Below are 26441 nucleotides of genomic sequence, written 5' to 3'. Positions count from 1 at the left end.
AGGAAAATATGAAAAATAAAATAAAATTAACATTATTGCTGTTTATTGCAATAACTCCAATATTTTGTGTTGGTATAGATTTATTAATGTCTGTTATTCAACCAGATTCAGAATCAGGTGGTGCGCTTACTTTTGATCAATCAATTATTAATCAAGTTATATACTTTTCAGTATGAACTACATTAATAACATCTTTTTGAGGAATAGCTGCTGTATTAAATTATTTCAGAAAAAATAGTAAAAGAATTGCTTGAGCAGAATCTGATAATGTAATGACAATGGTTGTTTCTTATCAAATAGTTGTGTTTTTAATTTATACATTTACTTTTATCGCTTCAAGAGATGGAATAGTTGGTTTTAACACCTGATATAAAGTACTAAAGTCAGTTCTTGAACACTGAATTTTGCCTTTTGTAGTAATTGGTTATTATATTCTAAGAGAAAGAGAATCAACTTTAACATCAAAAGAATTTATGAAGAAAAAAGCTTGAATAAATTGTATTATTCCATTTGCTTATATATTTTTCATTTCTATTAGAGGATTAATGATTGTTAAATATTCTGATAAAGCTGATTGATTTACACCATTTCCATATTCACAATTGGACCCAACAGATCAACCTGTTTATTTATGATTACCTGGGATGATTAGTTTCATTGCGCTATTTTACTTTGTTAGTTCACTAGTAAACTTTACATCTATAAAATTAAACAATAAAATAAGTATTAAATATAAGTTTGTAAGATAACCCAATAGGGTTATTTTTTGTTATCATTTTATTAATTAAAGGGGCGCGTATGGAAATTTTAGATTTATATGACATATTAGGTAATAAAACTGATCAAACAATGATAAGAGGGACTAAACCTCCAAAAGGTTTTTATAGAAGAAAAATAACTATTGGAATTTTTAATAATAAAGAAGAAATGTTAATTCAAAAAGTTTCTAAGGAAAGAAAGCATTGAACTGGAATGTGAACACCATCAGTTAGTGGTTCTGTTTCAACTGGTGAAAATAGCCAATCAACAGCAACAAGAGAAGCAAAAGAAGAGTTAGGATTAGAAATAGATTTTTCAAATATCAGACCATCATTTACGATTAATTTTAGTGAAGGATTTGATGATTTTTATTTAATTAAAAAAGAAGTAGAAATTGAAAAATTAGTTTTACAAAAGGAAGAAGTTGAAGAAGTAAAATGAGCAACAAAACAAGAAATAAATAATATGATTATAACTGGTGAATTTTTACCATTTTATTTTGAAATTATTGACCTAATGTTTTTATTAAAAGATGAACAAGGTTCATATAGGCTTAATAAATAATATGGATTTAATTTTATCAATGAAAAAAGAGTATTTTGATTTAATTAAAAGTGGAAAGAAAAAATACGAATATAGATTCAAAATGCCAGATCTAAATATTAATGACAAACTTTATTTATACATACCAAAAAGCAAAGCTGGAATTTATGGTTACATTAAGATAAGAGATGTTAAATGAATGAGTAAAGATGAAGTTTGCACATTTTATTCTAATCAATTAAAAGATAAAGAAGCAGCATACCAAATAATGGAAGAATGAATAAATCATAGAGGTGGTTGTTTTGTATTAACAATATCTGAATTTAAGGAATTTGCAAATTATATACCTTATAAAGAATTAAAAGATAATTATAATTTTAATGCCCCACAAAACTACAATTATGTAAAAAATGAAATAATTGATTTACTTGAGAAAGAGTAAAAAAATGAACTCAACATTTTGAGTTCATTTTATTTTAATCAAAAACTTTTTTATTATCGTTTCTGTGTTGACGTCTTTCAGTATTTGATAATCATCTTTTTCTTAAACGAATATCATCTGGTGTAACTTCAACTAATTCATCTCATTCGATGTATTCTAATGCTTCTTCTAAAGTCATTAATTTAGGTGGAGTTAATTTAACTGAGTCATCACTACCACTAGCACGAGTGTTAGTTAATTTTTTACCAGTTGTTGGGTTAACTTCTAAGTCATTATCTCTTGAGTGTTGTCCAACGATCATTCCATCATAAACTTCAACTTGAGGTCCAACAAATAGAATTCCACGTTCTTCTAAATTATTTAAAGCGTAAGGTAATGTTTTACCTGAAGCCATTGAAATAAGAACTCCGTTTTTACGTGATTCAATTTCACCTTTGTATGGTTCAAATCCATTTGAACTTCTAACCATGATTCCTTCACCATGAGTATCATTAGTAAATTCACTTCTAAATCCAATTAAAGCTCTTAATGGGATGTTGTAAACAATTTTATCTCTAACTCCATCAGAATCCATATCTGTCATTAAACCTTTACGTTGGTTTAATTTATTAATAACAGTTCCTGAATATTCAGTAGGAATGTTTAAGATAACTTTTTCCATAGGTTCTAATAATGTTCCATTTTCACCTTTTCTGAAAATTACCTCAGGTTTAGAAATAGCTAATTCAAAACCTTCTCTTCTCATTTGTTCAATTAAAACAGATAAGTGAAGTTCTCCACGTCCTAAAACTTTGAATCCTTCAATAGTTGGGTTATCTAATGGTTCAACTTTTAAACCAACGTTTACTTCTAATTCTTTTTCTAAACGTTCTTTAATATTTCTTGAAGTAACAAATTTACCAACTTTACCAGCAAAAGGAGAAGTGTTAACTAAGAAGTTCATACTCATTGTAGGTTCTTCAATTGTAATTGGTTCCATTGGATTAATATTATTTAATTCATTAATAGTATCTCCAATTGAAATATGTTCAATACCAGCGAATGTAATAATATCTCCAGCAAATGCTTCTTTAACAGCAACTTTATTTAATCCTTGGTAAACTGTTAATTTAGAAATTTTGGCTTGTTTAACTTCACCATCATTTTTAACAACACTAACTGTTTGACCTTCAGCAATTTTACCTTCAAAGATTCTTCCAATTCCTAATCTTCCAATAAATGAATCATAAGCTAATGAACTAACTTGCATTTTTAATGGTTTTTCAGCTAATTCAATTGGGTATGTTCCAACTTGTTCAATAATAGTATCAAACATAGGTGAAAGATCAGTTCCTTTATCATTTAAGTTTAATTGAGCAATCCCTTCACGAGCAATACCATATAATGTTTTAAATTCTAATTGTTCATCAGTTGCATCCAATTCCATGAATAACTCTAATACTTCTTCAACAACTTCTTCAGCTCTTTGATCTTTTTTATCAATTTTATTAATCATTAAGATTGGGTTCAATCCTAATTCTAATGCTTTAGATAAAACAAAACGTGTTTGAGGCATTGGTCCTTCACTTGAATCAACTAATAAAATAACAGTATCAACAGTTTTCATAATACGTTCAACTTCACTTGAGAAGTCAGCATGACCTGGAGTATCCACGATGTTAATTTTAGTTCCTTTGTACTCAATAGCACAGTTTTTTGAATAAATGGTAATCCCACGTTCTCTTTCTTGATCGTTTGAATCCATGATTTGTTCTACAACTTCTTGGTTATCTCTAAAAGCTCCACCTTGTTTTAAAAGTGCATCAACTAATGTTGATTTACCTGCATCAACGTGAGCAATAACCGCAATGTTAATAATTTTTTGATTTGACATTTTATTCTCCTTTTATATAACTTTTAAATGATATCACATTTTAAGCAATAATTTCTATTTAATTTTTTTTAAAAAGAGAATATAATATAGGAGTTAAATACATAATTTAAATAGAGAGAGGAAATTATATGTCAAGAATTGAGAAAATTATTGCACGTGAAGTATTAGACTCACGTGGTACTCCAACTGTTGAAGTTGAATTATGAACTGAATTTGGTGGATATGGAATTGCTAAAGCACCATCAGGAGCATCAACTGGAGAAAACGAAGCTTTAGAACTAAGAGATGGAGATAAAGCACGTTACAACGGAAAAGGTGTTTTAAAAGCAGTTGCAAACGTAAATGATAAAATTGCACCAGCTTTAATTGGACACGATGTTCAAGACCAATTAGGTTTAGACAGAGTAATGATTAAATTAGATGGAACTGAATTTAAGAAAAAATTAGGAGCAAACGGTATGTTAGCTGTTTCATTAGCTGCAGCTCACGCAGCAGCAAGTGAATTAGAAGTTCCTTTATACAGATACATTGGTGGAGTTCAAGCAAAACGTTTACCTGTTCCAATGTTAAACGTTATTAATGGTGGAGAACACGCTGATTCAGCAATCGATTTCCAAGAATTCATGATTATGCCAGTTGGAGCACCAACTTTCAAAGAAGCATTAAGATGATCATCAGAAACTTTCCAAGCATTAAAATCATTATTACATGATAAAGGGGATATTACTGCTGTTGGAGACGAAGGTGGATTTGCACCTCACTTCTCATGAGCTTATGCTAAACAAGACTTAGCTTCATTTAAAGCTAAAACACCTGCTGAAATTGCATTAGACTTATTAGTTGAAGCTATTACAAAAGCTGGTTACAAAGTTGGTAAAGATGGAATCATGATCGCAATGGACTGTGCTTCATCAGAATTATACTTTGAAGACAAAAAATACCACTTCAAAAAAATTGAAAAAGTTACTGGTCAAGAATGAGCATTCACTACAGAAGAAATGATTGCTTACTTAGAAAAATTAGTAAACAACTACCCAATTATTTCAATCGAAGATGGATTAAGTGAAAAAGACTGAGATGGATTCGTTCAATTAACTGAAAAAATTGGAGACAGAGTTCAAATCGTTGGAGATGACTTATTTACAACAAACCCAAGATTTATTAAAGAAGGAATCAGCAAAGATGCTGCTAACTCAACTTTAATTAAATTAAACCAAATTGGAACTTTATCAGAAACTGTTGAAGCTATTACTATGACTCAAAAAGCTGGTTGAACTGCAGTTGTTTCACACCGTTCAGGAGAAACAGAAGACGCAACAATCGCTGACTTAGCTGTAGCATTTAACGCAGGTCAAATCAAAACAGGATCAATGTCACGTTCAGATAGAATTGCTAAATACAACAGATTATTACAAATCGAAGACCAATTAGGTGAAGATGCAATCTACGATGGATATGCAACATTCTACAACTTAAAAATTAATAAATAATTTTAAATAAATTATTCAAACTAAGCTTAAAGCTTAGTTTTTTTATATTAAAAAAATGGAATTAATATTTTTCCATTTTTTCTTTATCTTGTCAGTTTTTAATCATTAATTCATTTAAATTCAATGTTTGATCTTTTGAAATATAAAATCGTGTATTTTCATTATTAGGATTTATTAACTTAATCAATTCTAAACATGCCCCACATGGTGGATAGATATAACCATTTCTGCCTATAGTTAAAATTGTTCTAATTTCAGTTTCATTATTTTTAATCATTTGAAATGCCGCAGATCTTTCAGCACATGTTCCCAATGCACAATCCATGACAACACAAACTCCTGTGTAAATATTATTATCTTTTGTTACTAATACTGAAGCAACAGCACCAGCTGTTACTTTTTCAGTTTTAAATTCCCTTTCATAAACTTCTTTTTTAACAATTTCTAATAAATTATCATAATTCATATAAATACCTCTTCGGATTTATATTTTAACATTAGTTAAGTTAAAAAAGGAATAAATTAAGTATAATTAAATGTATGAAACTACTAAAAGACAAACAAATACTTAAAAAACCATACTTATATGCTTTTTTATTAATAGGAATAACATTGTTTACCATCTTTATGGTAGGAACTTTTTTGGATGCTCAAATAGCAGAAAATATTTATCGAGAAAAGTCATGATTTGGTTACGCATTTGATAAATTTGGGCAATTAGCATTTCTTATTCCTGTTAATTTTTGTGTTATGGGAATATTTATATACTTAACAGATAAAAGAAAAGACTGATCAGTACAACTTTTCATATTTAAAATAATTTACTTAACTTTGATCTATGCTGGAATTGCATTTTATTTATTTGCTCCTTTAATGTCTAATAAAGACAAGCATACAAATGAAGTTAGTGTAGACATATTTAATACTTTCATATTCTGAATATTTTTTATAGCAACAAGTATATTTTATAAATTAAATCCAAATTTCACAGAACAAAGAAACTTTTTATGAAAAGTGGGGCTAGTTATTATTTATGTAATTGCAATTTTTTTGACAACAGAACTTTTAAAAAACATTTTCTCAAGACCAAGACCCATTAAATCAGTTATTAATGGAGAAGTTCCGTACCGTGAATGATGAAATATTACTTATGTTTATGGATTTGGTAAAAATAAATCATTTCCTTCTGGACACGTAACAAGTTCAATTACTATTTTAGGATTAGCATTATTATTTAAAAAAGATAGTTTATATTATTATGGTGTTATATTAGTTGCATTTGTGTTAGCTGGTTTAGTAGGTAGTTCAAGAATGGTTTTAGCAAAGCACTTTTTATCAGATATATCATTTGCTTGTATTATGGCAGTCACTTGATTTTTAATATTTGAAAATGTATTTTTGAAAATGCTAAATAAAAAACTTGGAGGAGACTATGAGTAATATTTTAGGACTTGATGTTGGAAGTAAAACTGTTGGATTGGCATCTTCCACTGGTAAGGTAGCTAAAAAAGAAATTACTTTGAAATTTGAAGAATGAAATTTTGAAGAGGGTGTCAATTTATTAACAGAATTCATTAAAGATAAAAACTATGATACTTTTGTTTTTGGTTATCCAAAAAACATGAATGGTTCAATAGGTGAAAGAGCAGAAATGGTTGATTATTTCATTGAAGGTTTCTTAGTTTATAACACAGATATAAAAGAGGATCAAATCGTTAGAATAGATGAAAGAAGAACTACTAAGATGGCAAAATCAATAATGATTGAAGCAGGATTATCACGTCAAAAACAAAAAGAAAACAAAGATACTTTAGCTGCACAGTTGATTTTAGAAACATATTTAGAACAAATTAATAAATAATTTATTAATACCTATTGATTAACAAATCAAATATGGGTATTATTTTTTTATAAACATTATTAGGAGACCCATGAAACAACACCCATTAGCTAAAGAAATTTTATTTACAGATAAACAAATAGAACAAAGAACAAAGGAAGTAGCAAAAGAAGTTAAAGCCTACTATGAAAAAACTTCAGATAGTGAAAACACTTTACTAGTTATAGGTTTGTTAAAAGGATGCGTTCCTTTTTATCAAACATTTTGTATGAACTATGAAGCAGACTTAGAAATGGACTTTATGGTTATAAGTTCATATCTTGGTGGAACAAAAAGCAATGGAGAGCCTAAAATTAATTTAGACGTTAATTCATCAGTTAAAGATCGTGATATTTTAATAGTTGAAGATATTATTGAATCTGGTATTACTTTAGATTATGTTAGAAAGTATTTACTTAACAAAGGTGCTAAGTCAGTCAAAATATTAACAATGCTAGATAAACCAACTGAAAGAAAAGTAGAAATACAACCTGATTGAGCATGTTTTTCAATAGAAAAACATTTTGTAATCGGTTATGGTTTAGATTATCAAGAAAAGTTAAGAAATTTACCTTATGTTGCAATTTGTGACACTGAGAAATTAGAAAATTGAAAATGATAGAAAATTTAGTATAAGTATATAAATAATAATGAAAGAAGGCATTGTAAGCTTTCTTTTTTTGATGTCTAACTTATTGGCTGATTAACAATTTGAGTGTTTTTTTATTAAAATTCATGAAAGACTTGTTTTTTTTTTTTTTTTGTGAAAATTAACTCATGGTTTGAAAAAAGAAACCTAAAAACAAATCAAGGAAATTATTTAAATAATATAAGGAGAGGCGAAATGGAAAAAAATATTTTAAAATCAAAGCGTATTATTTTAGAAAATTCAAATAATAATGCTGTGATGGTAGACCATTTTCATAAAAAATTTAAAGATATAAATATAGGTCCATTTTCCTTTAATATAGAAAAAGGAAAAGTTACAGCATTACTTGGAAGTAGTGGATCAGGTAAGAGCGTATTCTTAAATTCATTACTTGGAGCTACTCTAAATTATGATGGAAATATCTTTATTAACGGCAACGAACGCAAAAAAAGTAGTTCAATTGAAAATAACTCTAATATAGGGTTTTATTCTCAAATGGATTTTTCGCTATATTCAATTACAGCTTATGACTTTTTATACAATATGTGTAATGTTATGGGTTTAGATAAAACATTAGTTAAATCAAGAATTGAATATTGATTAAAAAAATTTGACTTATGAACATCTAAAGATAAACCTTTAAATGCATTTTCATGAGGAATGAAAAACCGTATGAATTTAATTTTATGTTTTATTAAAGAACCTGAAATTCTTATTTTAGATGAACCTGGGGCAAACTTAGATTCTAAATGAAGAGGACAAACTTACAAAATACTAAAAGAGTTCAAAGAAGAATTTAATAGCACAATTATACTAACAGTTCATAATATTGATGAAGTTTATAATATAATTGAAAATTTTGTAATTTTAGAAAAAGGTAAATTATTATTTTCTGGATCAAAATCTGAATTAAACTTATACAAAAAAATAAATGTTTCATTTGAAAAAGATGTTGTATTAGCAGAAGTTGAAAAACTTTTAAATCAACATAATATTTTGACGTTTAAATTTGACTTAAGTACTAACTCATTGGTTATTGGTTTAAACGAGCATCAAACATTGAATGATGCTTTAGCTATTTTAGAAAAAAATCATTTGCAGCCAAAAGATTTTATAGCACAACCTATTAATATAGACGCTATTACAAAAGCATTAGAAGATAAGGAAAAACCACATAAACCAAAATATGAGCCATTAAAAGAATTTATAATTGATAGTGCAAATAAATCAGTAGATTTAGGCAAAGCGCTAGATTTCTTAAATAAAATAGAAAATAAATATAAAAACATTTTGAGTTTAAATCAAGGTCAAATAAAAGTTGGTTTATCAAACGATCTTGTATTAATAGAAGAAGATTTATCTGATTTATCAGCTAAAACTCATGAAACATTAGTTTTAAATGATCCAAATTATGTTGGCGAAAATGTTTTAACAGCATCAGAAATAAATACAATTAAAAATGATTTTTTTGACAAAGTACAAGAACTTAAAAATTTAAAATTAGAATTAAACAAAATTGTAACTGAACAAAAAACTGAAATTGATTTAAACATTGATAACTTAAAAGATTACTTTGCAAAAATTAAACTAGAATCAGAAATTATTCATCAAGTAAAAACAACATTTGAAGATCAAGCGACTAGCTTAAAAGTACTTTTAGAACAAACAGAAGCTGAAACTAAAGAATTAGAATTTAAAAAAACAGATTTACAAATTAAAATTGATGAATTAAAAGCATTGCAAGATGAAATTAGTTTAACTTCAGCAAATGAATATGAACAAATTGATTTAGTGAAAGCTGAATTTTCAAATAAGCTTGAAGACTTAAAAAATTATATTGAAAAAGTTAAAATGGAATCTGAAAATTCATTATCTTCTGAAATTGAATCAAAAATGAATGAGTTCAAACAATTTGAAAATCAATTTAAGGACTTGGTTGCTGTTCAAAGGGAAATCATTGAAGAAGAAATAAAAGATTTCAAAAGTTATCTAACTCAAATTCAAATTGAAAGTGATGAAATTAATAGCTCAAGAGATGCATTAGACAAGGACTTGAGCGCTTTAAAACAAAGTAGAGAAGAGTTTTTAACAGAAGTTGATTTAGAACAAGAAGAAGTTGAAATGAAAAAACTTGAGTTAAATGCAAAACTTGATGAATTGAAAAAAATACAAGAAGATATTGCTGTTGCAACAATTGCTGAATATGAAGAAATTGATTCAATCAAAGCTGAGTTTACAAATAAACTTATAGATTTAAAAACATATGTTGAAAACATTAATGCAGAAACACAAGTTATTCAAGAATCAAAAGCTGAACTTGAAGAAGAATTGAGAAGATTAAAAGAAACACAAAATGTCATATTAGCTAAAATTGAAACTGAGAATATTTCAACTCAATTAAAGCAAAAAAAATTGGAATCTCAATATAGTGAAATTAATACACTTCAAAATAATATAGATACAAAAGTTGAATTAATTAATGAAAATTCATCAAGTATTAAAGAATATAATCTTGAAATCTCAAAATTAAAAGAAGAATTAGAGAAACTAAAAAATGAAATCAATGAACAACAGAATATGAAAAAATATGCACGTTTTCAACAAGATTCAAATAATTGTTTTGATCATAATATACAACAGCCAATGTGTCATCAGCAAAATGCAACTTTATTAAAAGATCAGGAGTTAGAAAAAATTAAATCCGATTTAAATAAAGAAAGAGAATATTTTGAACAATTAAGAAAAGAAATGATTTTTGAGAAAGAATTAAATCAAAAGTTAGCTAAGTTTGATAGTGAAATGAAGCAACGCGAAAATGTTTTAGAACTTGAAAGAATTAGACGTGAAATACAAGAAGAAAAAAACAAATTAAATGAAGTATTGCTAATGCAAAAATTAAACAAATAAAATGCTAAAGAAAATATTGCCAATTGCTTTTACGTTTATTCTAATTTTTGGTTTAATAACTACTGCTTGTAGCAAAAAACCAAGAGATTTTAAACAAGAATATAAACCAATATATAACTACTATATTCTTGCAAATTCTTTTAAGAAAGAAGTTGAAACAAAATTTCATAGTGTATTAACTAAGAAGCAAAATGAAATTATTTATATTGATCAAACTATGCAACAAAATGAAAATCTTAACTTTTTCACTCAGTCTAATTTGCAAGAAATAAGTTTACATAAGCAAAACCAAAATGTATCTTCTAAATATGAAATTTTATCTCAAAGACAAAAACAGGCACTAAGCAATGACTTAAATAAAATTATTAGTAAAAGTAAATTAGAGGAAACAATTGTAGAATTGGTAAAACCTGAATTTGATTTTTATGCAAGTATTTTGGAATTTGGAAATGAGAATCAAAAATGATTTGAAGGAATATCTTATGATTTTGAAAACACTGATTTTAGTTATTTAAATTTTGACAAAAAAAATCAAAAATATATAGCAAATGTCAATTTGGATTTGGTTTTTGCTTATCAATATACTGACATTAATAAAAATGTAATTAAAAATAAGTATCAACAGAATATAGTAATTACAATTTCTAATAAAGATGACATTATTGAAGATTTAAAGTTTACAACTAGTGAATTAAGAGAAAATCTTATTAAAGACAAATTTGAATGAGCATGATTTGATGCCTATGATCTTAGAATAAATGATTATTCAAGATTACTTAATTTATCAAATAGTGATTTTGAGAATTTATTTAAGTTTAATAAATTTGAGAAAAGCTTATTAAATTATATTTCAGAACGTACAAATAGTTCAAATATTTCATCACAAAGTTATAATTATAACTTCGCTTTCAAGGATGAAAATAGATTTAAAAGTTTTAAATCTATTAATAAAATTAATAATTTCAATGAACGTCAAAACAAATATGGCTCCAATGAATTAATTTTTGATGACGCAGTTTCAACAAGCAATGCAAATAACATGAATTTATTCAAAACAATTTTTAGTGAATTAATAACAGACGATCAAATTGTTTTAGAAAATAAATTTGTGAAAGGGAATCAAGATATTCATGATTATTTAAATAAGGAATACAAAAAATGAGTAAATGATTTTCAAACTAAATTTAAACAGGAACTTGACATTGATTCTGATTCAATAGTTAGCTATGGAGAAATAACTTTAAATAACTTCTTTTTATATTTTAGTGAATTCAATTATTATCATCCAATTAGTCCAATTTCATATTATGTAGCAATATCAGCAAATAACATTAACGATAGTTATTTAAATAGTGAAAAGGAAATAGCTAAAACAAAAATAATTTTATCTGTTCAAGATCCAATTTTTAAAACAATTTATCAAAACACAATGAATGCTTTAGAGGTTTTTCAAGAAACCTATGGAACAAGAAAAACAACGTGAAAGTCTTTATCAGACAATCAGCATCTAATTAGTTTAAAAGGTTTAAACATTTTGCAATTTAAAGTTGGAAATACTATTGAAAAAAGTATTTCTGATGTAAATGCTCAGCTTAGTTTGCTTAATAATAACTTAACTTATTTTGCAAAATTGGAACGTCAGAAATTTTTAAATAAAACCAATACTTCATCATTTCATTTTCAATTCAACAATAGTGAAGAAATAAAAAATATTCCAATAATTAAAGTGACCAATAATCAACTTATTTTTAAAAAATTTAAAGAAGCTCCAAGCAACCTTTCAATTGATTTTAATCTATCCTTTTTAAATCTAAGTTTTGTAATTAAATCTGAAAAATTTTATAAATCAGAAATAACATTGATTGAGTCCAACTAATTTAGTGAATTACATTGAAAGGAGGAAGAATGTAAAATGGCAGAACAAAATTATGAAAAAAATAAAACAAAAATTTTGCAAAATTTTATAAAAGAAGAACTTATCAAATATAGAAGAATTCCTTTTGCAAAATTGATGAAATTTAGTTTTAAAAGTTTACTGAAAGAAAAATTATTTTATATTTTAAACTTAGCAACTATTGTTATTTCAATTTTAATTGGAATTATATTAGCTTTTGTAAAATCAGGAAGCTCACAAGTTGTAATATTTAACTTTTATATATTATTCTTTGTTTGCTGTTTGATGTTTGTATTTATTTTAAGAATGATTCAATTTTTCTTTAACAAAAATTTTGAAGATAAAACAACATATATTGTTTTAACTAATCAAGTAAGTAGAACAAAATTCTTTATAGCTCAATATTTATTAATTATTTTAATTTGTGCTGTAAATATTTTAATGAGCTTTGTTTTTATAAATATATTTTATGCAGCATTTACATTATTTGATTATGATGTATTCATACTTAGAATGACATCAATTTATGTTATATATTGTTTACTTGCGACATTCTTTTTAATTAACTTTATTACATTTTTAATTTTTATATTTACATTGCAAACTACTACTATTATTTGTACATTATTACTAGCATTATCATTCATAGCTAATATCCCCATGTCTTTTATAAAAGCAAATGAAAAAAGTTATTACGTGCAATTTACAAACGGTGATATTTTTCAGTTAAACGATATATATGACGCTTACAACCTATATGATCATGTAAATGATGGAAATATTAAATATCCACATTTATCTAAATATATTTACAACTATTTTCTTTCAAAAGAAATGGTAGTAGATCAATTTCATAACTCAGTAAATATAAATTATAGAACGCAGATGTGAAAAGATTTGGGACTTATAAATTTTAATCCAGTTGTTATTACAGAAACCAATTTAAATTTATTTACAAAGCCTCTTAGAGATATATCTGTGCCAAATTCTTGAAAAAATAGTGACGAGTTCAATATTCAAATAACTTTAAAAGATACTTTTATAACAAATGAACAATTAAATAAATTAATTAAAAAAACAGTAGATCAAAATACAAAAAATATTTTAGTGGAATTTAGAAGTTTCACAAATGAAATTAATAAGTATTTTAATAATGAACTTCAATTTGAAAAATATGATTTATTTTATGACTTTTTATTTTTAGATTCAGGGATTGAAAAAAGTTATTTAGAAAAACTTAATCCAACTGATAGGGAAGTAGAAGAAAATAAAGTAAAATATGCTTTGAAAAAACAAGATGTTGTTTCATTCTATGAATATTCAATCGCGGGAATCCGAAATGATGGATTTAGATTTACGAATGCAAATGATCTAGTTAAAAAGCAACTAAACTTTAATTTAATGTACTCAGCTAGAGTCATTGAAGAATATTTTATTAAATATTCAAGTAATTACATAATTATGACTTCAAATGCGGTATCAAAAACATCAGCAGATTGAAATACATATATTAAAGGCAGAAGTATGATGCGTGGTTTGTCCTATTTCAACTTGTATAGTGGGTTGTGAATGGCCTATACCAAAAACCTAGGATTTTACAATAATGATATTTGATTTTCACCAAATTCTTTTTCAAAGATTTATCTAGAAGATCAAAAAAATTTATTCTTAGGTTATTCAGAATATGATATAGAACTTACTTCTAATAATAAGATAGAAAAAAATACTACATCAAATTATCTCAAACCTTGATATTATTTGGTTATTTTATTTGCAATAAGCATATTGAGTTTTTCAATAGCATTATATAAATTTAGAAAATTTGATTTCTAAAAATAAAATTGAAAAAAGAAAAGGAAAAAATACAAAATGAAAAAATTATTATTAATATTATCATCATTCGCCGTTGTTGGTGCTTCATCAATGGTTGTTATTTCATGCTCAAATAGAGCTGGCAATAAAGATGACAAAGACAAAGAAAATGAAAAAGAAGCAGTTAGAGAATTAATCAGACAATTTGAATCTGAAGTTCAATCAAAATTTTTAGCAATAGTTTCAAGCCCAATGGCCACTAGATCAACATTATTAGATACAGAAGCTTCAAAAAATGGCTTGATTTTCTTCCAACAAGATAATTTAAAATCAATCTTTGATCAAGCATCAGCCAATACAAGGGGTGGTGAAAAAAACTCTAAAACTCCAATACAATCAGCTAATTTTTATGACTTTTTAACACCCAAACAACAAAAAGATTTAACATCAAATGTTGAATCATTATTGAGCCCAGCTAAATCAATGGCAGATTTAAGAAATGCTATTAGCAATTCAACATATAGTATCTTAATTGGAAGTTTTGGTTCAAAATGAACTGATAATCTTAAATTTGATTATGAAACTGCTGAAATGACTTATGGTGCTACTAGTGACGATGGAAAAGGATTTATTTCAAGTATTAATTTAAATTTTTCTTCAACTTATAGATATATGGATGCAGAACAAGCTACAGTTACAAAAGTTGTAAGAGGAACAATTGTTATTACTGTTTCAGATAATGGTGAAATCATTGCTTCAATTGACAAAATTAATAATGAATTAGCTGGTGATATGTTAAAAGAAGCAAATTCAAATGTTTATGTTGACTTTAAAACATTAAAAGCATTAGAGCCAAGTTTAACAACACAAGATTTAATAACTGCTAATACAGATGCATACAAATCAGCAATTAATAAGTATAATGAAAACCTTGCTAAAACAATGACTTCTATCGTGAAAAATAAATATTTCATAAATAGTACAGCTGTTGTTAATGCTATTAAAGTTAGTTACTTCAATGAAAGCGATATTATTAGACAAGAACAAACAAGCAATTTTAATAATATAGGAAAAATTACTTTAAACTATGGTTCTGAAGATTGAACAGCTTGAAATACTTTTCTTGGAAAAGTTAAAACTACTGAAAACATTCAATTAAGAGGTAATAGAGTAGCTGGAGATGAAACTTTATATGCAGCTATTGAAGGGCAATGAAAAAAATCATTAACTGCATATAATTCAAAAATTGTAAACGAATATGCAGAAAGAACAGAAAAATCAACAAATGTTGAGAAAAATGAAAAAGTAAATGATCTATTGGCTATGTCAATTTCAAGTGAAAAAGTGACAATTAAAGGATTAACTATTTCATTAACAAATGGTTATGCACAAAGACTAAGTGATGTTAGTTTTACATATTCAATTGCAATTGATAAAAATGCGACAGCTTTATCTGAAATAACAGATTCAGCACAATCAAAAATATTTAATTCTTACTACAAAGGCGTTGAAAATTTATTAAATGTTTTCCAAACATTCTATGGAATACAAGAAAGTGACATTTGAAGATCACCAAATGCATCACCTCAACAAAAAATGAATAAATTTAAAATGTCAGGTAAAACTGGTGTTAAAAAAGAAGATGGAACAGAATTTAATATTTGAGATTATTTAAAAGAAACTGGTGCAGTGAACGGAGAAATTAAAAAAAATGATTTTGTTAATGCATTAAGTTTAAACACAGGAGTTGAAGCTCAACAAATTAAAGAACAAAACTTAATTGCAAAAATGTCAGGTGTTACATATATGAATTTTACATATTCAGATGCTGGAACAACTGGATTTAGAAATTGAAGAAGTGCATATATAAAAGATAGAAACTATACTGGGGCTGGTGGAACTGCTTTAATTAAAGGGTTAGCAATGCAAACAAAAAGAAACTCAGCATTGAAATTTGGAATTTCTTCAAACTTAATTGATGTCACTTTTGGAGATGACTCAACATTTGACTGAAACTCATTAGGTATGTATACATTTATTGAAAGAATTTAATAAATAAGAAATAAAAAGGAAGGCTGAAAAATGAAAAAATTATTATTAGCACTATCAACTTTAGTAGTTACAAGTTCAGCATCAACAATTGTTGTCTCGTGTTCTACTAAAACAAAAAAACAAAATATTGATTCAATTGAAAGATTTTTAACTGCAATATTACACAGTAAGCAAAATGATCAAGAACCTTGAACTAATGACGCGCTGGAAGCAGAACTTGTTAATCAAAAAGTTGATGTGGCTGGTGGAGTTAGTGTAAAAGTTAGCAACGAAATAAAAGAAGGAACATTTACAAATAAACAACAGAGTATTGTATTTATTGGCAATGGAACTTCAAAAAATATTTATAAATATTCAGGCTCAATAACTTTAGTTTATAATTTTGGTGGAAATAAACCAGCACCTAAGAAAAAGGTAACCAAAGAAGAATTAACAACAACTATAACCGGATTAAAAAACTTTTTGGATACAATTTATTTTAAAAGTAAAAATGTTGTTAAAAATACATTTGTATCAAATGCAAATATCCCAGGAACTCCTGCTGAAGGTGTAGTGTTTAAAACTGTTAAGGTTACAATTCTTAAATCAACTGAGTCAGCTGACCCATCAATTCCAAAATTTACAAAATTTAAGTTAAATGGATCAATTGGAATTAAAGATAATGATTCTGAATACTATGAATTTGATGACAATGTTACTGAACAAGATAAAGCATTTATCTGTGAAGGAACAATTGTAGATTCAGTTATTATTGAAGACAAAGTTATAACTAAAGCAACCGAATCAATTAATAATTGAATTGAGGCTAAAAATTTTAATGATTATGACGATTTTAAAAATAAGCTTTTGTCTCAACAAAAAGAAATTTTAGCAAATGAACAAATTGCAATTCAAAACATTACTAATTTAGCTATAACTGAAAACAATGCAAATATTAATTCATTGTATTGAACAAATCAAGTAAGTGTCAACTTAAAAGCAAATGCTGGTTATGAATTTTCAAAAGAAGTAATTGAAAATGAACAGCATAAAATAAAAACAGATATTAAAATATTAAAAATAGAATCAAATCCTTTAAAATGGCATGTTTTGACAAGTAGAGATAAAAAATATATTGAACCACAATTCATTCAATTTAATTCAGCTGTTAATACAAGTAAGATTCAAAAAGAATACTTAACAAGTCAACAAATTACCCAAGAATGAAACCAAGAAAATGATAAACATCAACAAAAACAATTCGTAGAAAGTTTAAATATTTTTACTGGTGATGATAAGGATGAAAAAATAACTAAATTTGTTAATACTCAATATTTTACAAATACAACTGCATTTAACTATGGTTCTCAAACAAGTGAAAGCTTATTTAAAGTTGATGAAATTTTATTCTTTGATAAAACTCAAGAAAACTTAAATAAAAATATTGAAAGCGTTTTAGGGCAAACTAAATCGCTAAATGAGTTTGTTTCTACAAGTAAAGCACTAACTAAAACAACTATTAAAAATACTCAAAACATTAGTTATTATGTAGTATTCCTAACTGAAGATAAAGATGGTAATTATAAAGCTGCGAATAGAACATTAAATTTTTTATTTCAGCAAGTTGTTATGGTTGATTAAAATAAAAAAATAAAGATTATGACAGAATAAATTAAATAAAAATTTACTTAAATTAGGTAAATTTATAGTATCAATATTAGATGCTGAGATGGTTAACTCTTCATTTTTAAGAAGGGTTTTATATTAAGAAAGGTTACTAATGGAAAAACAAAAAAGAAATCAAAAGCGAAAAAGTATCGTAATTAAATTGGTTTTCACTTTTGCTGTCTTAATTACAATAGTTATTTTCTTTTCAATGAAAATAGTAAATGCACTAGTTAATAATAGAGATGTTTTAGAAGTATTTAAAACTATTTCTTTAATACCGCCAACAAACTTAACTACCCCAAACATAATTGATTACATATCTGATATTATTTTGCTAGTTGTTTTACCAGTTTTAGTACTTGTTTGAATTATTGTAATTATTAAATTTAAAACAAAAAAAACAAAAAAAACAAAAAATGAAAATATCGAATCGCCTAATGCTAAAAAACATTTTACAACTTTATTAAAAACTCAAAAAGACGAAGCAAAAATTATTTTAGAAGTTGAAAGTTCTGATATAGATGAATATCCTCTTTTTGAAGAAGATAAAACATTTTTTGAAGAAATTAATAATGAAAGTGATAACGACTTGACTTTTTTGCAAAAAAGAGCAAAAGCAGATGGATCAGTTTTAATTCAAGAAAGTTTAAGTGAGCTTGTCAAAAATGCTTATAAAATTAGAAAATACGCTATTTTGAAAAATATAGAGGTCAATGATGTAGTTTTAGAAGAAATGACTAAAAAAGAATTGATTTTATTTATGAAAAAAGTAGGCGATAAGTTAAAAGAAAATAAATATCAAAGTTTTTATTTTAGTAATTCTTCAAAAAATGAAGCAATTAAAATTAGTGAATATGATAATTTAGCTGATATTAATGACAAAAAACAATCAGAAAATTTTAATATTGATGAGGTTAGCAAAATGAAGCAAAAAGAATCTGTAATAAAAAAAAGCAAAGTCACTAAGAAAGACCTAATTAATTCTATTTTTATAAATAATGATATTAAATTAACAAAAGCCAAAATTAAAATAATTGTTGATAGTTTATTTGAATTAATGGAAAATAATTTAATTGAAGAAGGTTCAGAAATAAAAATTAATAATTTTGCAAAGTTTTCAACAGTTTCAGTTAAGCAAACAACAATGAAAGATATAAGATCTGGTGAATTAAAAATAGTTCCTTCATGTAAGGCAATTAAATTTAAGTCATTGAATGGTTTAAAGGAGAGTTTAAATAATGAAAAAGTATAATGAAGAAGATCAACTAATCTTAATAATTGCAGCTAATTTAAAAAAAATTAGATCTCTTAAAGGTTTAACTCAAGAGGAACTTGGTTTTAGATGTGGTATTTCAAAAAATTATATTTCTGATTTTGAAAGAGGAAGAAGAAATATAACTATTAAAGTTTTTCAAAGATTTATTGAGGGTCTCGAAATAGAGCCACAAGATTTATTAACTCCTTATTTCAGTGCTTAAAACTTTAAAAATATTATATAAAAACTAGCAGAACATAAATTTAATATTAATCATTACTAAAAAGTTATGGAATTTCAAAACATTTTATATTTGATTATAAAATACATTATTAAAAAACTTTTTTGTTTTTTCTTTTGAAGCTAATTGATGTACTGATGAATTAACAAATTAAAAATAATGCAAAATTTAAGTATGCATATATAAAAAACCAAAGAAGGCAAAAGTGCTTTCTTTTTTTTGTTATCAAACTTATTGAGTGACAAAAAAAATAAGTGTTTTTCAACAAAATAGACAAAACACTTGTTTTTTTTTTTTTTTTGTGACAATTAACTCATGATTTGGAAAATAAAACTTAAAAATCAAATCAAACAAATTATTAAAGTGATATAGGAGAAACGAAATGGAAAAAAATATTTTAAAATCAAAGCGTATTATTTTAGAAAATTCAAATAATAATGCTGTGATGGTAGACCATTTTCATAAAAAATTTAAAGATATAAATATAGGTCCATTTTCTTTTAATATAGAAAAAGGAAAAGTTACAGCATTGCTTGGAAGTAGTGGATCAGGTAAGAGTGTATTCTTAAACTCATTACTTGGAGCTACTCTTAATTATGATGGGAATATTTATATTAATGGTAAGGAACGTAAAAAAAGCAGTTCAATTGAAAATAACTCTAATGTAGGGTTTTATTCTCAAATGGATTTTTCGCTATATTCAATTACAGCTTATGACTTTTTATACAATATGTGTAATGTTATGGGTTTAGATAAAACATTAGTTAAATCAAGAATTGAATATTGATTAAAAAAATTTGACTTATGAACATCTAAAGATAAACCTTTAAATGCATTTTCATGAGGAATGAAAAACCGTATGAATTTAATTTTATGTTTTATTAAAGAACCTGAAATTCTTATTTTAGATGAACCAGGGGCAAACTTAGATTCTAAATGAAGAGGGCAAACTTACAAAATATTAAAAGAGTTCAAAGAAGAATTTAATAGCACAATTATACTAACAGTTCATAATATTGATGAAGTTTATAATATAATTGAAAATTTTGTAATTTTAGAAAAAGGTAAATTATTATTTTCTGGATCAAAATCTGAATTAAACTTATACAAAAAAATAAATGTTTCATTTGAAAAAGATGTTGTACTAGCAGAAGTTGAAAAACTTTTAAATCAACATAATATTTTGACGTTTAAATTTGACTTAAGTACTAACTCATTGGTTATTGGTTTAAACGAGCATCAAACTTTTAACGATGCTTTAGCTATTTTAGAAAAAAATCATTTGCAACCAAAAGATGTTGTAGCACAAGCTATAAATATGGATGCTATCTCAAAAGCATTAGAAGATAAAGAAAAGCCACATAAGCCAAAATATGAGCCACTAAAAGAATTTGTAATTGATAATTCAAATAAATCTGTTGATTTAGGTAAAGCATTAGAATTCTTAAACAAAATAGAAGATAAATACAAAAACATTTTAGATTTAGGCGAAGATGAAATAAAAGTTGGTTTATCAAATGACCTTGTATTGATAGGCGATGATTTATCTGAGGCATCGGCTAAAACTCATGAAACATTAGTTTTAAATGATCCAAACTATGTTGGCGAAAATGTTTTAACAGCATCAGAAATAAATACAATTAAAAATGATTTTTTTGACAAAGTACAAGAACTTAAAAATTTAAAATTAGAAATAAATAAAATTGTAACTGAACAAAAAACTGAAATTGATTTAAACATTGATGACTTAAAAGATTACTTTGCCAAAATTAAACTAGAATCAGAAATTATTCATCAAGTAAAAACAACATTTGAAGATCAAGCGACTAGCTTAAAAGTACTTTTAGAACAAACAGAAGCTGAAACTAAAGATTTAGAATTTAAAAAAACAGATTTACAAATTAAAATTGATGAATTAAAAGCATTGCAAGATGAAATTAGTTTAACTTCAGCAAATGAATATGAACAAATTGATTTAGTGAAAGCTGAATTTTCAAATAAGCTTGAAGACTTAAAAAATTATATTGAAAAAGTTAAAATGGAATCTGAAAATTCATTATCTTCTGAAATTGAATCAAAAATGAATGAGTTCAAACAATTTGAAAATCAATTTAAAGACTTGGTTGCTGTTCAAAGGGAAATCATTGAAGAAGAAATAAAAGATTTCAAAAGTTATCTAACTCAAATTCAAATTGAAAATGATGAAATTAATAGCTCAAGAGATGCATTAGACAAGGACTTGAGCGCTTTAAAACAAAGTAGAGAAGAGTTTTTAACAGAAGTTGATTTAGAACAAGAAGAAGTTGAAATGAAAAAACTTGAGTTAAATGCAAAACTTGATGAATTGAAAAAAATACAAGAAGATATTGCTGTTGCAACAATTGTTGAATATGAAGAAATTGATTCAATCAAAGCTGAGTTTACAAATAAACTTATAGATTTAAAAACATATGTTGAAAACATTAATGCAGAAACACAAGTTATTCAAGAATCAAAAGCTGAGTACTTAGAAAAAATTAAAGAATTTAAAGAATATCATGATGAATTTAACAAGACAGCTTCCGCAGAAAAAGAATCAATCAAAAACAGCATTTCTGAACTAAAAGAATTTATGTCACAAATTCAAATTGAATCAAGTGAAATTAATGAATCAAAAGCTGAACTTGAAGAAGAACTGAGAAGATTAAAAGAAACTCAAAGTGCAGTATTAGCTAAAATTGAAACTGAGAATATTTCAACTCAATCAAAGCAAAAAAAATTGGAATCTCAATATAGTGAAATTAATACACTTCAAAATAGTATAGATACAAAAGTTGAATTAATTAATGAAAATTCATCAAGTATTAAAGAATATAATCTTGAAATCTCAAAATTAAAGGAAGAATTAGAGAAACTAAAATACAAAATCAATGAACAACAGAATATGAAAAAATATGCACGCTTTCAACAAGATTTAAATAATTGTTTTGATCACAATATGCAACAGCCAATGTGACATCAACAAAATGCAGCTTTATTAAAAGATCAAGAGTTAGAAAAAATTAAATCCGATTTAAATAAAGAAAAAGAATATTTTGAACAATTAAGAAAAGAAATGATTTTTGAGAAAGAAATGAATCAAAAATTAGCTAAATTTGATAGCGAAATGAAGCAACGCGAAAATGTTTTAGAACTTGAAAGAATTAGACGTGAAATACAAGAAGAAAAAAACAAATTAAATGATGTACTGCTAATGCAAAAATTTAACAAATAAGTCTTCAATAAAAATGTTAAAAAAAATATTACCAATTGCTTTTATGTTTGTTTTAAGTTTTGGTTTAATGACCACTGCTTGTGGCAAAAAGCCAAAAGATGGTAAACAAGAATATAAACCAATATATAACTACTATGTTCTTGGCGAATCCTTTGAACAGAAAGTTGAAACAATATTTCATAATGCATTAGCTGAAAAACAAAATGAAATTATTTATATTGATCAAGCAATGCAACAACGTGAAAATTTTGATTTTTTTAATCAGTCTAATTTACAAGAGATAAACTTACGCAAGCAAAATCAAAATTTAGCTTTGAATTATGATCTTTTGTCTCAAAGAGAAAAAGAAGCTTTGACTAATGATTTAAATATAATTACAAAAAACAGTAAATTAGAAGAAACAATTTTGAGTTCAATGAAACCTGAATTAAGTTTTTACTCAAGTATTTTGAAATTTAAAAATGAGGAGCAAAAGTGGTTTCAAGGATTGTCTTATGATTTTAGTAACATAGACTTTGGTTATTTAAGTTTTGATAAGGAAAATAAAAATTATATAGCAAACGTTAATTTTGATTTAATTTTTACTTACCAATATACTGACATCAATAGCAATGTAATTAAAAATAAATATCAAGAAGATATAGTGATTACAATTTGTAATCAAGACGACATAATACAAAATTTAAAATTTGCAACTAATGAGCTAAGAGAAAATCTTATTAAAAACAAATTTGAGTGAGCTTGATTTGATGCTTATGACCTTAGAATAAATGATTATGCAAGATTGTTTAACTTAACAAATAGTGATTTTGAAAATCTTTTTAAATTTGATAAATTTGAAAAAAGCTTATTAAATTATATTTCTAAGTATAATACTAAATCAGCTAATTCAACTCAAAGTTATAACTTTGCTTTTAAAGACGAAAATAGATTTAAAAATTTTAAATCTATTGACAAAATTGATAGCTTCAATCCACATGAAAGCAAATATGGTTCTAATCAGTTAATACTTGATGATACAGTATCAACAACCAATACAACTAACATAAATTTATTTAAAACAATTTTTAGTGAACTAATAAAAGATGATGAAATTGTTTTAGAAAATAAATCTGAAAAGGGAAATAGGGATGTTTATGCTTATTTAATTAAAGAACATAAAACATGAGTAAGTGATTTTCAAACCAGGTTTCGTCAAGAACTTAATATTAATTCTGATTCGATAGTTAACTATGGAGAAATAACTTTGAACAACTTCTGTTTATATTTTAATGAATTTAATTATTATCATCCAATTAGTCCAATCTCATATTATGTAGCAATATCAGCAAATAACATTAATGACAGTTATTTAAATAGTAAAAACGAAATAGTTGAAACAAAAATAGTTTCAGCTGATCAAGATCCAATTTTTAAAGCAATTTATCAAAACACAATAAATGCTCTAGAGGTTTTTCAAAAAACCTATGGAACAAGCAAAACAACATGAAAGTCTTTGTCAGACAATCAACAATTGATTAGTTTAAAAGACTTAAACATTTTGCAAGCTAAAGTTGCGAATACTAATGATAAAAGTATTTCTGATGTAAATGCTCAGCTTAGTTTGCTTAATAATAGATTAACTTATTCAGCAGAAACAGAACGTCAAAGTTTTTTAAATAAAACCAATACTTCATCATTTCATTTTCAATTTAACAACAGTGAAGAATTACAAAATATTCCAATAATTGAAATGACTAATAATCAACTTATTTTTAAAAAATTTAAAGAAGGTTCAAGTAATCTTTCAGTCGATTTTAATCTAGCTTTTTTAAACTTAAGTTTTGAAATCCAATCTGAAAAATTTTATTGATTTGAAAGAACGCTAATAGAGTCTATTTAATTTAGTGAATTACATCGAAAGGAGGTGAAGGTACTATGGTAGAAGAAAATTATGAAAAAAAGAAGACAAATCCCTTCCAAAATTTTATAAAAGAAAAACTTATTAAATATAGGAGAATCCCTTTCATTAAGTTGATGAAATTTAGTTTCAAAAGTTTACTAAAGGAAAAATTATTTTATATTTTAAACTTAGCAACTATTGTTATTTCAATTTTAGTTGGAATTATATTAGCTTTTGTAAAATCAGGAAGTTCGCAAGTTGTAATATTTAACTTTTATATATTATTCTTTGTTTGTTGTTTAATGTTTGTATTTATTTTAAGAATGATTCAATTTTTCTTTAACAAAAATTTTGAAGATAAAACAACATATATTGTTTTAACTAATCAGGTAAGCAGAACAAAGTTCTTTATAGCTCAATATTTATTAATCATTTTAATTTGTGCTGTAAATATTTTAATGAGCTTTATTGTTATAAATATATTTTACGCAACGTTTACATTGTTTCATTATGATGTATTCATACTTAGAATGACATCGATGTATGTTATATATTGCTTACTTGCAACATTCTTTTTAATTAACTTTATTACATTTTTAATTTTTATATTTACATTGCAAACTACTACTATTATTTGTACATTATTACTAGCATTATCATTCATAGCTAATATCCCCATGTCTTTTATAAAAGCAAATGAAAAAAGTTATTACGTGCAATTTACAAACGGTGATATTTTTCAGTTAAACGATATATATGACGCTTACAGCTTATATGATCATGTAAATGATGGAAATATTAAATACCCACATTTATCTAAATATGTTTACAACTATTTTCTTTCAAAAGAAATGGTAGCGGATGAATTTCATAACTCAACAAACATAAATTATAGAATTCAGATGTGAAAAGATTTAGGTCTTATAAATTCTAATCCAATTGCTATTACAGAAACCAATTTGAATTTATTTACAAAACCTCTTAGAGATACATCTGTTCCAGATACTTGAAAAATTAATGATCAATTTAATATTCAAATAACTTTAAAAGATACTTTTATAACAAATGAGCAATTAGATGAATTAATTAATAAAACAGTAGACCAAAATACAAAAAATATTCTAGTAGAATTTAGAAGTTTTACAAATGAAATTAATAAATATTTTAGCAATGAACTTCAATTTGAAAAGTATGATTTATTTTATGATTTCTTGTTTTTAGATTCAGGAATTGAAAAAAGTTATTTAGAAAAACTTAATCCAACTGAAGAAGAAATAGAAGATAACAAAGTAACTTATGCTTTGAAAAAACAAGATGTTGTTTCATTATATGAATATTCAATTGCGGGAATCCGAAATGATGGTTTCAGATTTACAAATGCAAATGATTTAGTTAAAAAACAATTAAACTTTAATTTAATGTACTCAGCTAGAGTCATTGAAGAATATTTTATTAAATATTCAAGTAATTACATAATTATGTCTTCAAATGCGGTATCTAAAACATCAGGAGACTGAAATACTTATATCAAAGGCAGAAGCATGATGCGTGGCCTATCTTATTTCAATTTGTATAGTGGGTTGTGAATGGTTTATACCAAAAACCTAGGATTTTATAATAACGATATCTGATTTTCACCAAATTCTTTTTCAAAGATTTATCTAGAAGATCAAAAGAATTTATTTTTAGGTTATCCAGAATATGATATAAAACTTACTTCTACTAATATGATAGAAAAAAATACTACATCAAATTATATTAAACCTTGATATTATTTGGTTATTTTATTTGCAATAAGCATATTGAGTTTTTCAATAGCTTTATATAAATTTAGAAAATTTGATTTCTAAAAAAGAAAGGAAA

General features: G+C 25.4%; 19 protein-coding genes. 17 read left to right on the top strand and 2 right to left on the bottom strand.

Going from position 1 to position 26441, the window contains the following annotated elements; genetic code table 4:
- Positions 1-8 precede the first annotated feature (8 nt).
- Genes MENTO_RS02655 through MENTO_RS02645 form a run of 3 tightly spaced genes read left to right on the top strand, consistent with a single transcriptional unit; the run spans position 9 to position 1744 of the window.
- Complete coding sequence (locus MENTO_RS02655) at positions 9-749, top strand: hypothetical protein (RefSeq protein WP_099651321.1); 741 nt, start codon at positions 9-11, stop codon at positions 747-749.
- A gap of 49 nt (positions 750-798) precedes the next feature.
- Positions 799-1323: an NUDIX hydrolase gene (locus tag MENTO_RS02650; protein WP_099651320.1), complete on the top strand. Its 525-nt coding sequence runs from the start codon at positions 799-801 to the stop codon at positions 1321-1323.
- Between the two features lies 1 nt (position 1324).
- The gene (locus tag MENTO_RS02645; RefSeq protein ID WP_099651319.1) at positions 1325-1744 is read left to right on the top strand and encodes an ASCH domain-containing protein; all 420 of its coding nucleotides are present in this window, start codon (positions 1325-1327) and stop codon (positions 1742-1744) included.
- A 34-nt stretch (positions 1745-1778) separates the two neighbouring features.
- Here MENTO_RS02645 and typA read toward each other — a convergent pair whose 3' ends face one another.
- On the bottom strand, positions 1779-3617 hold the full coding sequence (typA, locus tag MENTO_RS02640; protein ID WP_099651318.1) for a translational GTPase TypA: 1839 nt from the start codon (positions 3615-3617) through the stop codon (positions 1779-1781).
- 128 nt (positions 3618-3745) lie between these two features.
- Between typA and eno the strand changes: the two genes are divergently transcribed.
- Positions 3746-5107, top strand: a complete 1362-nt coding sequence (eno, locus tag MENTO_RS02635; RefSeq protein WP_011183366.1) for a phosphopyruvate hydratase — start codon at positions 3746-3748, stop codon at positions 5105-5107.
- A gap of 61 nt (positions 5108-5168) precedes the next feature.
- Here the strand turns inward: eno and MENTO_RS02630 are convergent, their stop codons facing one another.
- Entirely contained in the window at positions 5169-5573 is a 405-nt protein-coding gene (locus MENTO_RS02630; RefSeq protein WP_099651317.1) for a cytidine deaminase family protein, read from the bottom strand.
- 74 nt (positions 5574-5647) lie between these two features.
- Between MENTO_RS02630 and MENTO_RS02625 the strand changes: the two genes are divergently transcribed.
- The 13 genes from MENTO_RS02625 (at position 5648) to MENTO_RS03895 (ending at position 26428) form a co-directional block, all read left to right on the top strand.
- Positions 5648-6547 carry a phosphatase PAP2 family protein gene (locus MENTO_RS02625; RefSeq protein WP_099651316.1) on the top strand — a complete coding sequence of 300 codons (900 nt, stop codon included), beginning with the start codon at positions 5648-5650 and terminating at the stop codon, positions 6545-6547.
- The gene (ruvX, locus tag MENTO_RS02620; RefSeq protein WP_099651315.1) at positions 6540-6968 is read left to right on the top strand and encodes a Holliday junction resolvase RuvX; all 429 of its coding nucleotides are present in this window, start codon (positions 6540-6542) and stop codon (positions 6966-6968) included. Before MENTO_RS02625 ends, ruvX begins: the two co-directional genes overlap by 8 nt.
- Positions 6969-7038: 70 nt before the next feature.
- Entirely contained in the window at positions 7039-7608 is a 570-nt protein-coding gene (hpt, locus tag MENTO_RS02615) for a hypoxanthine phosphoribosyltransferase (RefSeq protein ID WP_099651314.1), read from the top strand.
- Positions 7609-7830: 222 nt separating this feature from the next.
- Positions 7831-10542, top strand: a complete 2712-nt coding sequence (locus MENTO_RS02610; RefSeq protein ID WP_100679870.1) for an ATP-binding cassette domain-containing protein — start codon at positions 7831-7833, stop codon at positions 10540-10542.
- 1 nt (position 10543) lies between these two features.
- On the top strand, positions 10544-12418 hold the full coding sequence (locus MENTO_RS02605; RefSeq protein ID WP_099651312.1) for a hypothetical protein: 1875 nt from the start codon (positions 10544-10546) through the stop codon (positions 12416-12418).
- Positions 12419-12454: 36 nt separating this feature from the next.
- Complete coding sequence (locus MENTO_RS03900; protein ID WP_099651311.1) at positions 12455-14269, top strand: ABC transporter permease; 1815 nt, start codon at positions 12455-12457, stop codon at positions 14267-14269.
- A 36-nt stretch (positions 14270-14305) separates the two neighbouring features.
- Complete coding sequence (locus MENTO_RS02595) at positions 14306-16300, top strand: hypothetical protein (protein WP_099651310.1); 1995 nt, start codon at positions 14306-14308, stop codon at positions 16298-16300.
- Positions 16301-16330: 30 nt separating this feature from the next.
- The gene (locus MENTO_RS02590; RefSeq protein ID WP_099651309.1) at positions 16331-17920 is read left to right on the top strand and encodes a hypothetical protein; all 1590 of its coding nucleotides are present in this window, start codon (positions 16331-16333) and stop codon (positions 17918-17920) included.
- Positions 17921-18059: 139 nt separating this feature from the next.
- Complete coding sequence (locus MENTO_RS02585; RefSeq protein ID WP_099651308.1) at positions 18060-19199, top strand: HU family DNA-binding protein; 1140 nt, start codon at positions 18060-18062, stop codon at positions 19197-19199.
- Positions 19186-19425, top strand: a complete 240-nt coding sequence (locus tag MENTO_RS02580; RefSeq protein WP_099651307.1) for a helix-turn-helix domain-containing protein — start codon at positions 19186-19188, stop codon at positions 19423-19425. The genes MENTO_RS02585 and MENTO_RS02580 overlap by 14 nt, the downstream gene beginning before the upstream one ends.
- 400 nt (positions 19426-19825) lie before the next feature.
- A complete protein-coding gene (locus MENTO_RS02575) occupies positions 19826-22696 on the top strand; it encodes an ATP-binding cassette domain-containing protein (protein WP_100679869.1) in 2871 nt (956 codons plus the stop codon).
- Positions 22697-22709: 13 nt separating this feature from the next.
- Complete coding sequence (locus MENTO_RS02570) at positions 22710-24578, top strand: hypothetical protein (protein WP_099651305.1); 1869 nt, start codon at positions 22710-22712, stop codon at positions 24576-24578.
- 35 nt (positions 24579-24613) lie between these two features.
- On the top strand, positions 24614-26428 hold the full coding sequence (locus MENTO_RS03895; RefSeq protein ID WP_099651304.1) for an ABC transporter permease: 1815 nt from the start codon (positions 24614-24616) through the stop codon (positions 26426-26428).
- The last annotated feature ends 13 nt before the right edge of the window (positions 26429-26441 follow it).

The sequence above is a fragment of the Mesoplasma entomophilum genome (genome assembly GCF_002804125.1).
Taxonomy (GTDB): Bacteria; Bacillota_I; Bacilli_A; order Mycoplasmatales; family Mycoplasmataceae; genus Mesoplasma; species Mesoplasma entomophilum.
The sequence above is the reverse complement of the archived record's forward strand: the minus strand, read 5'-3'. Positions and strand labels throughout refer to the sequence as shown.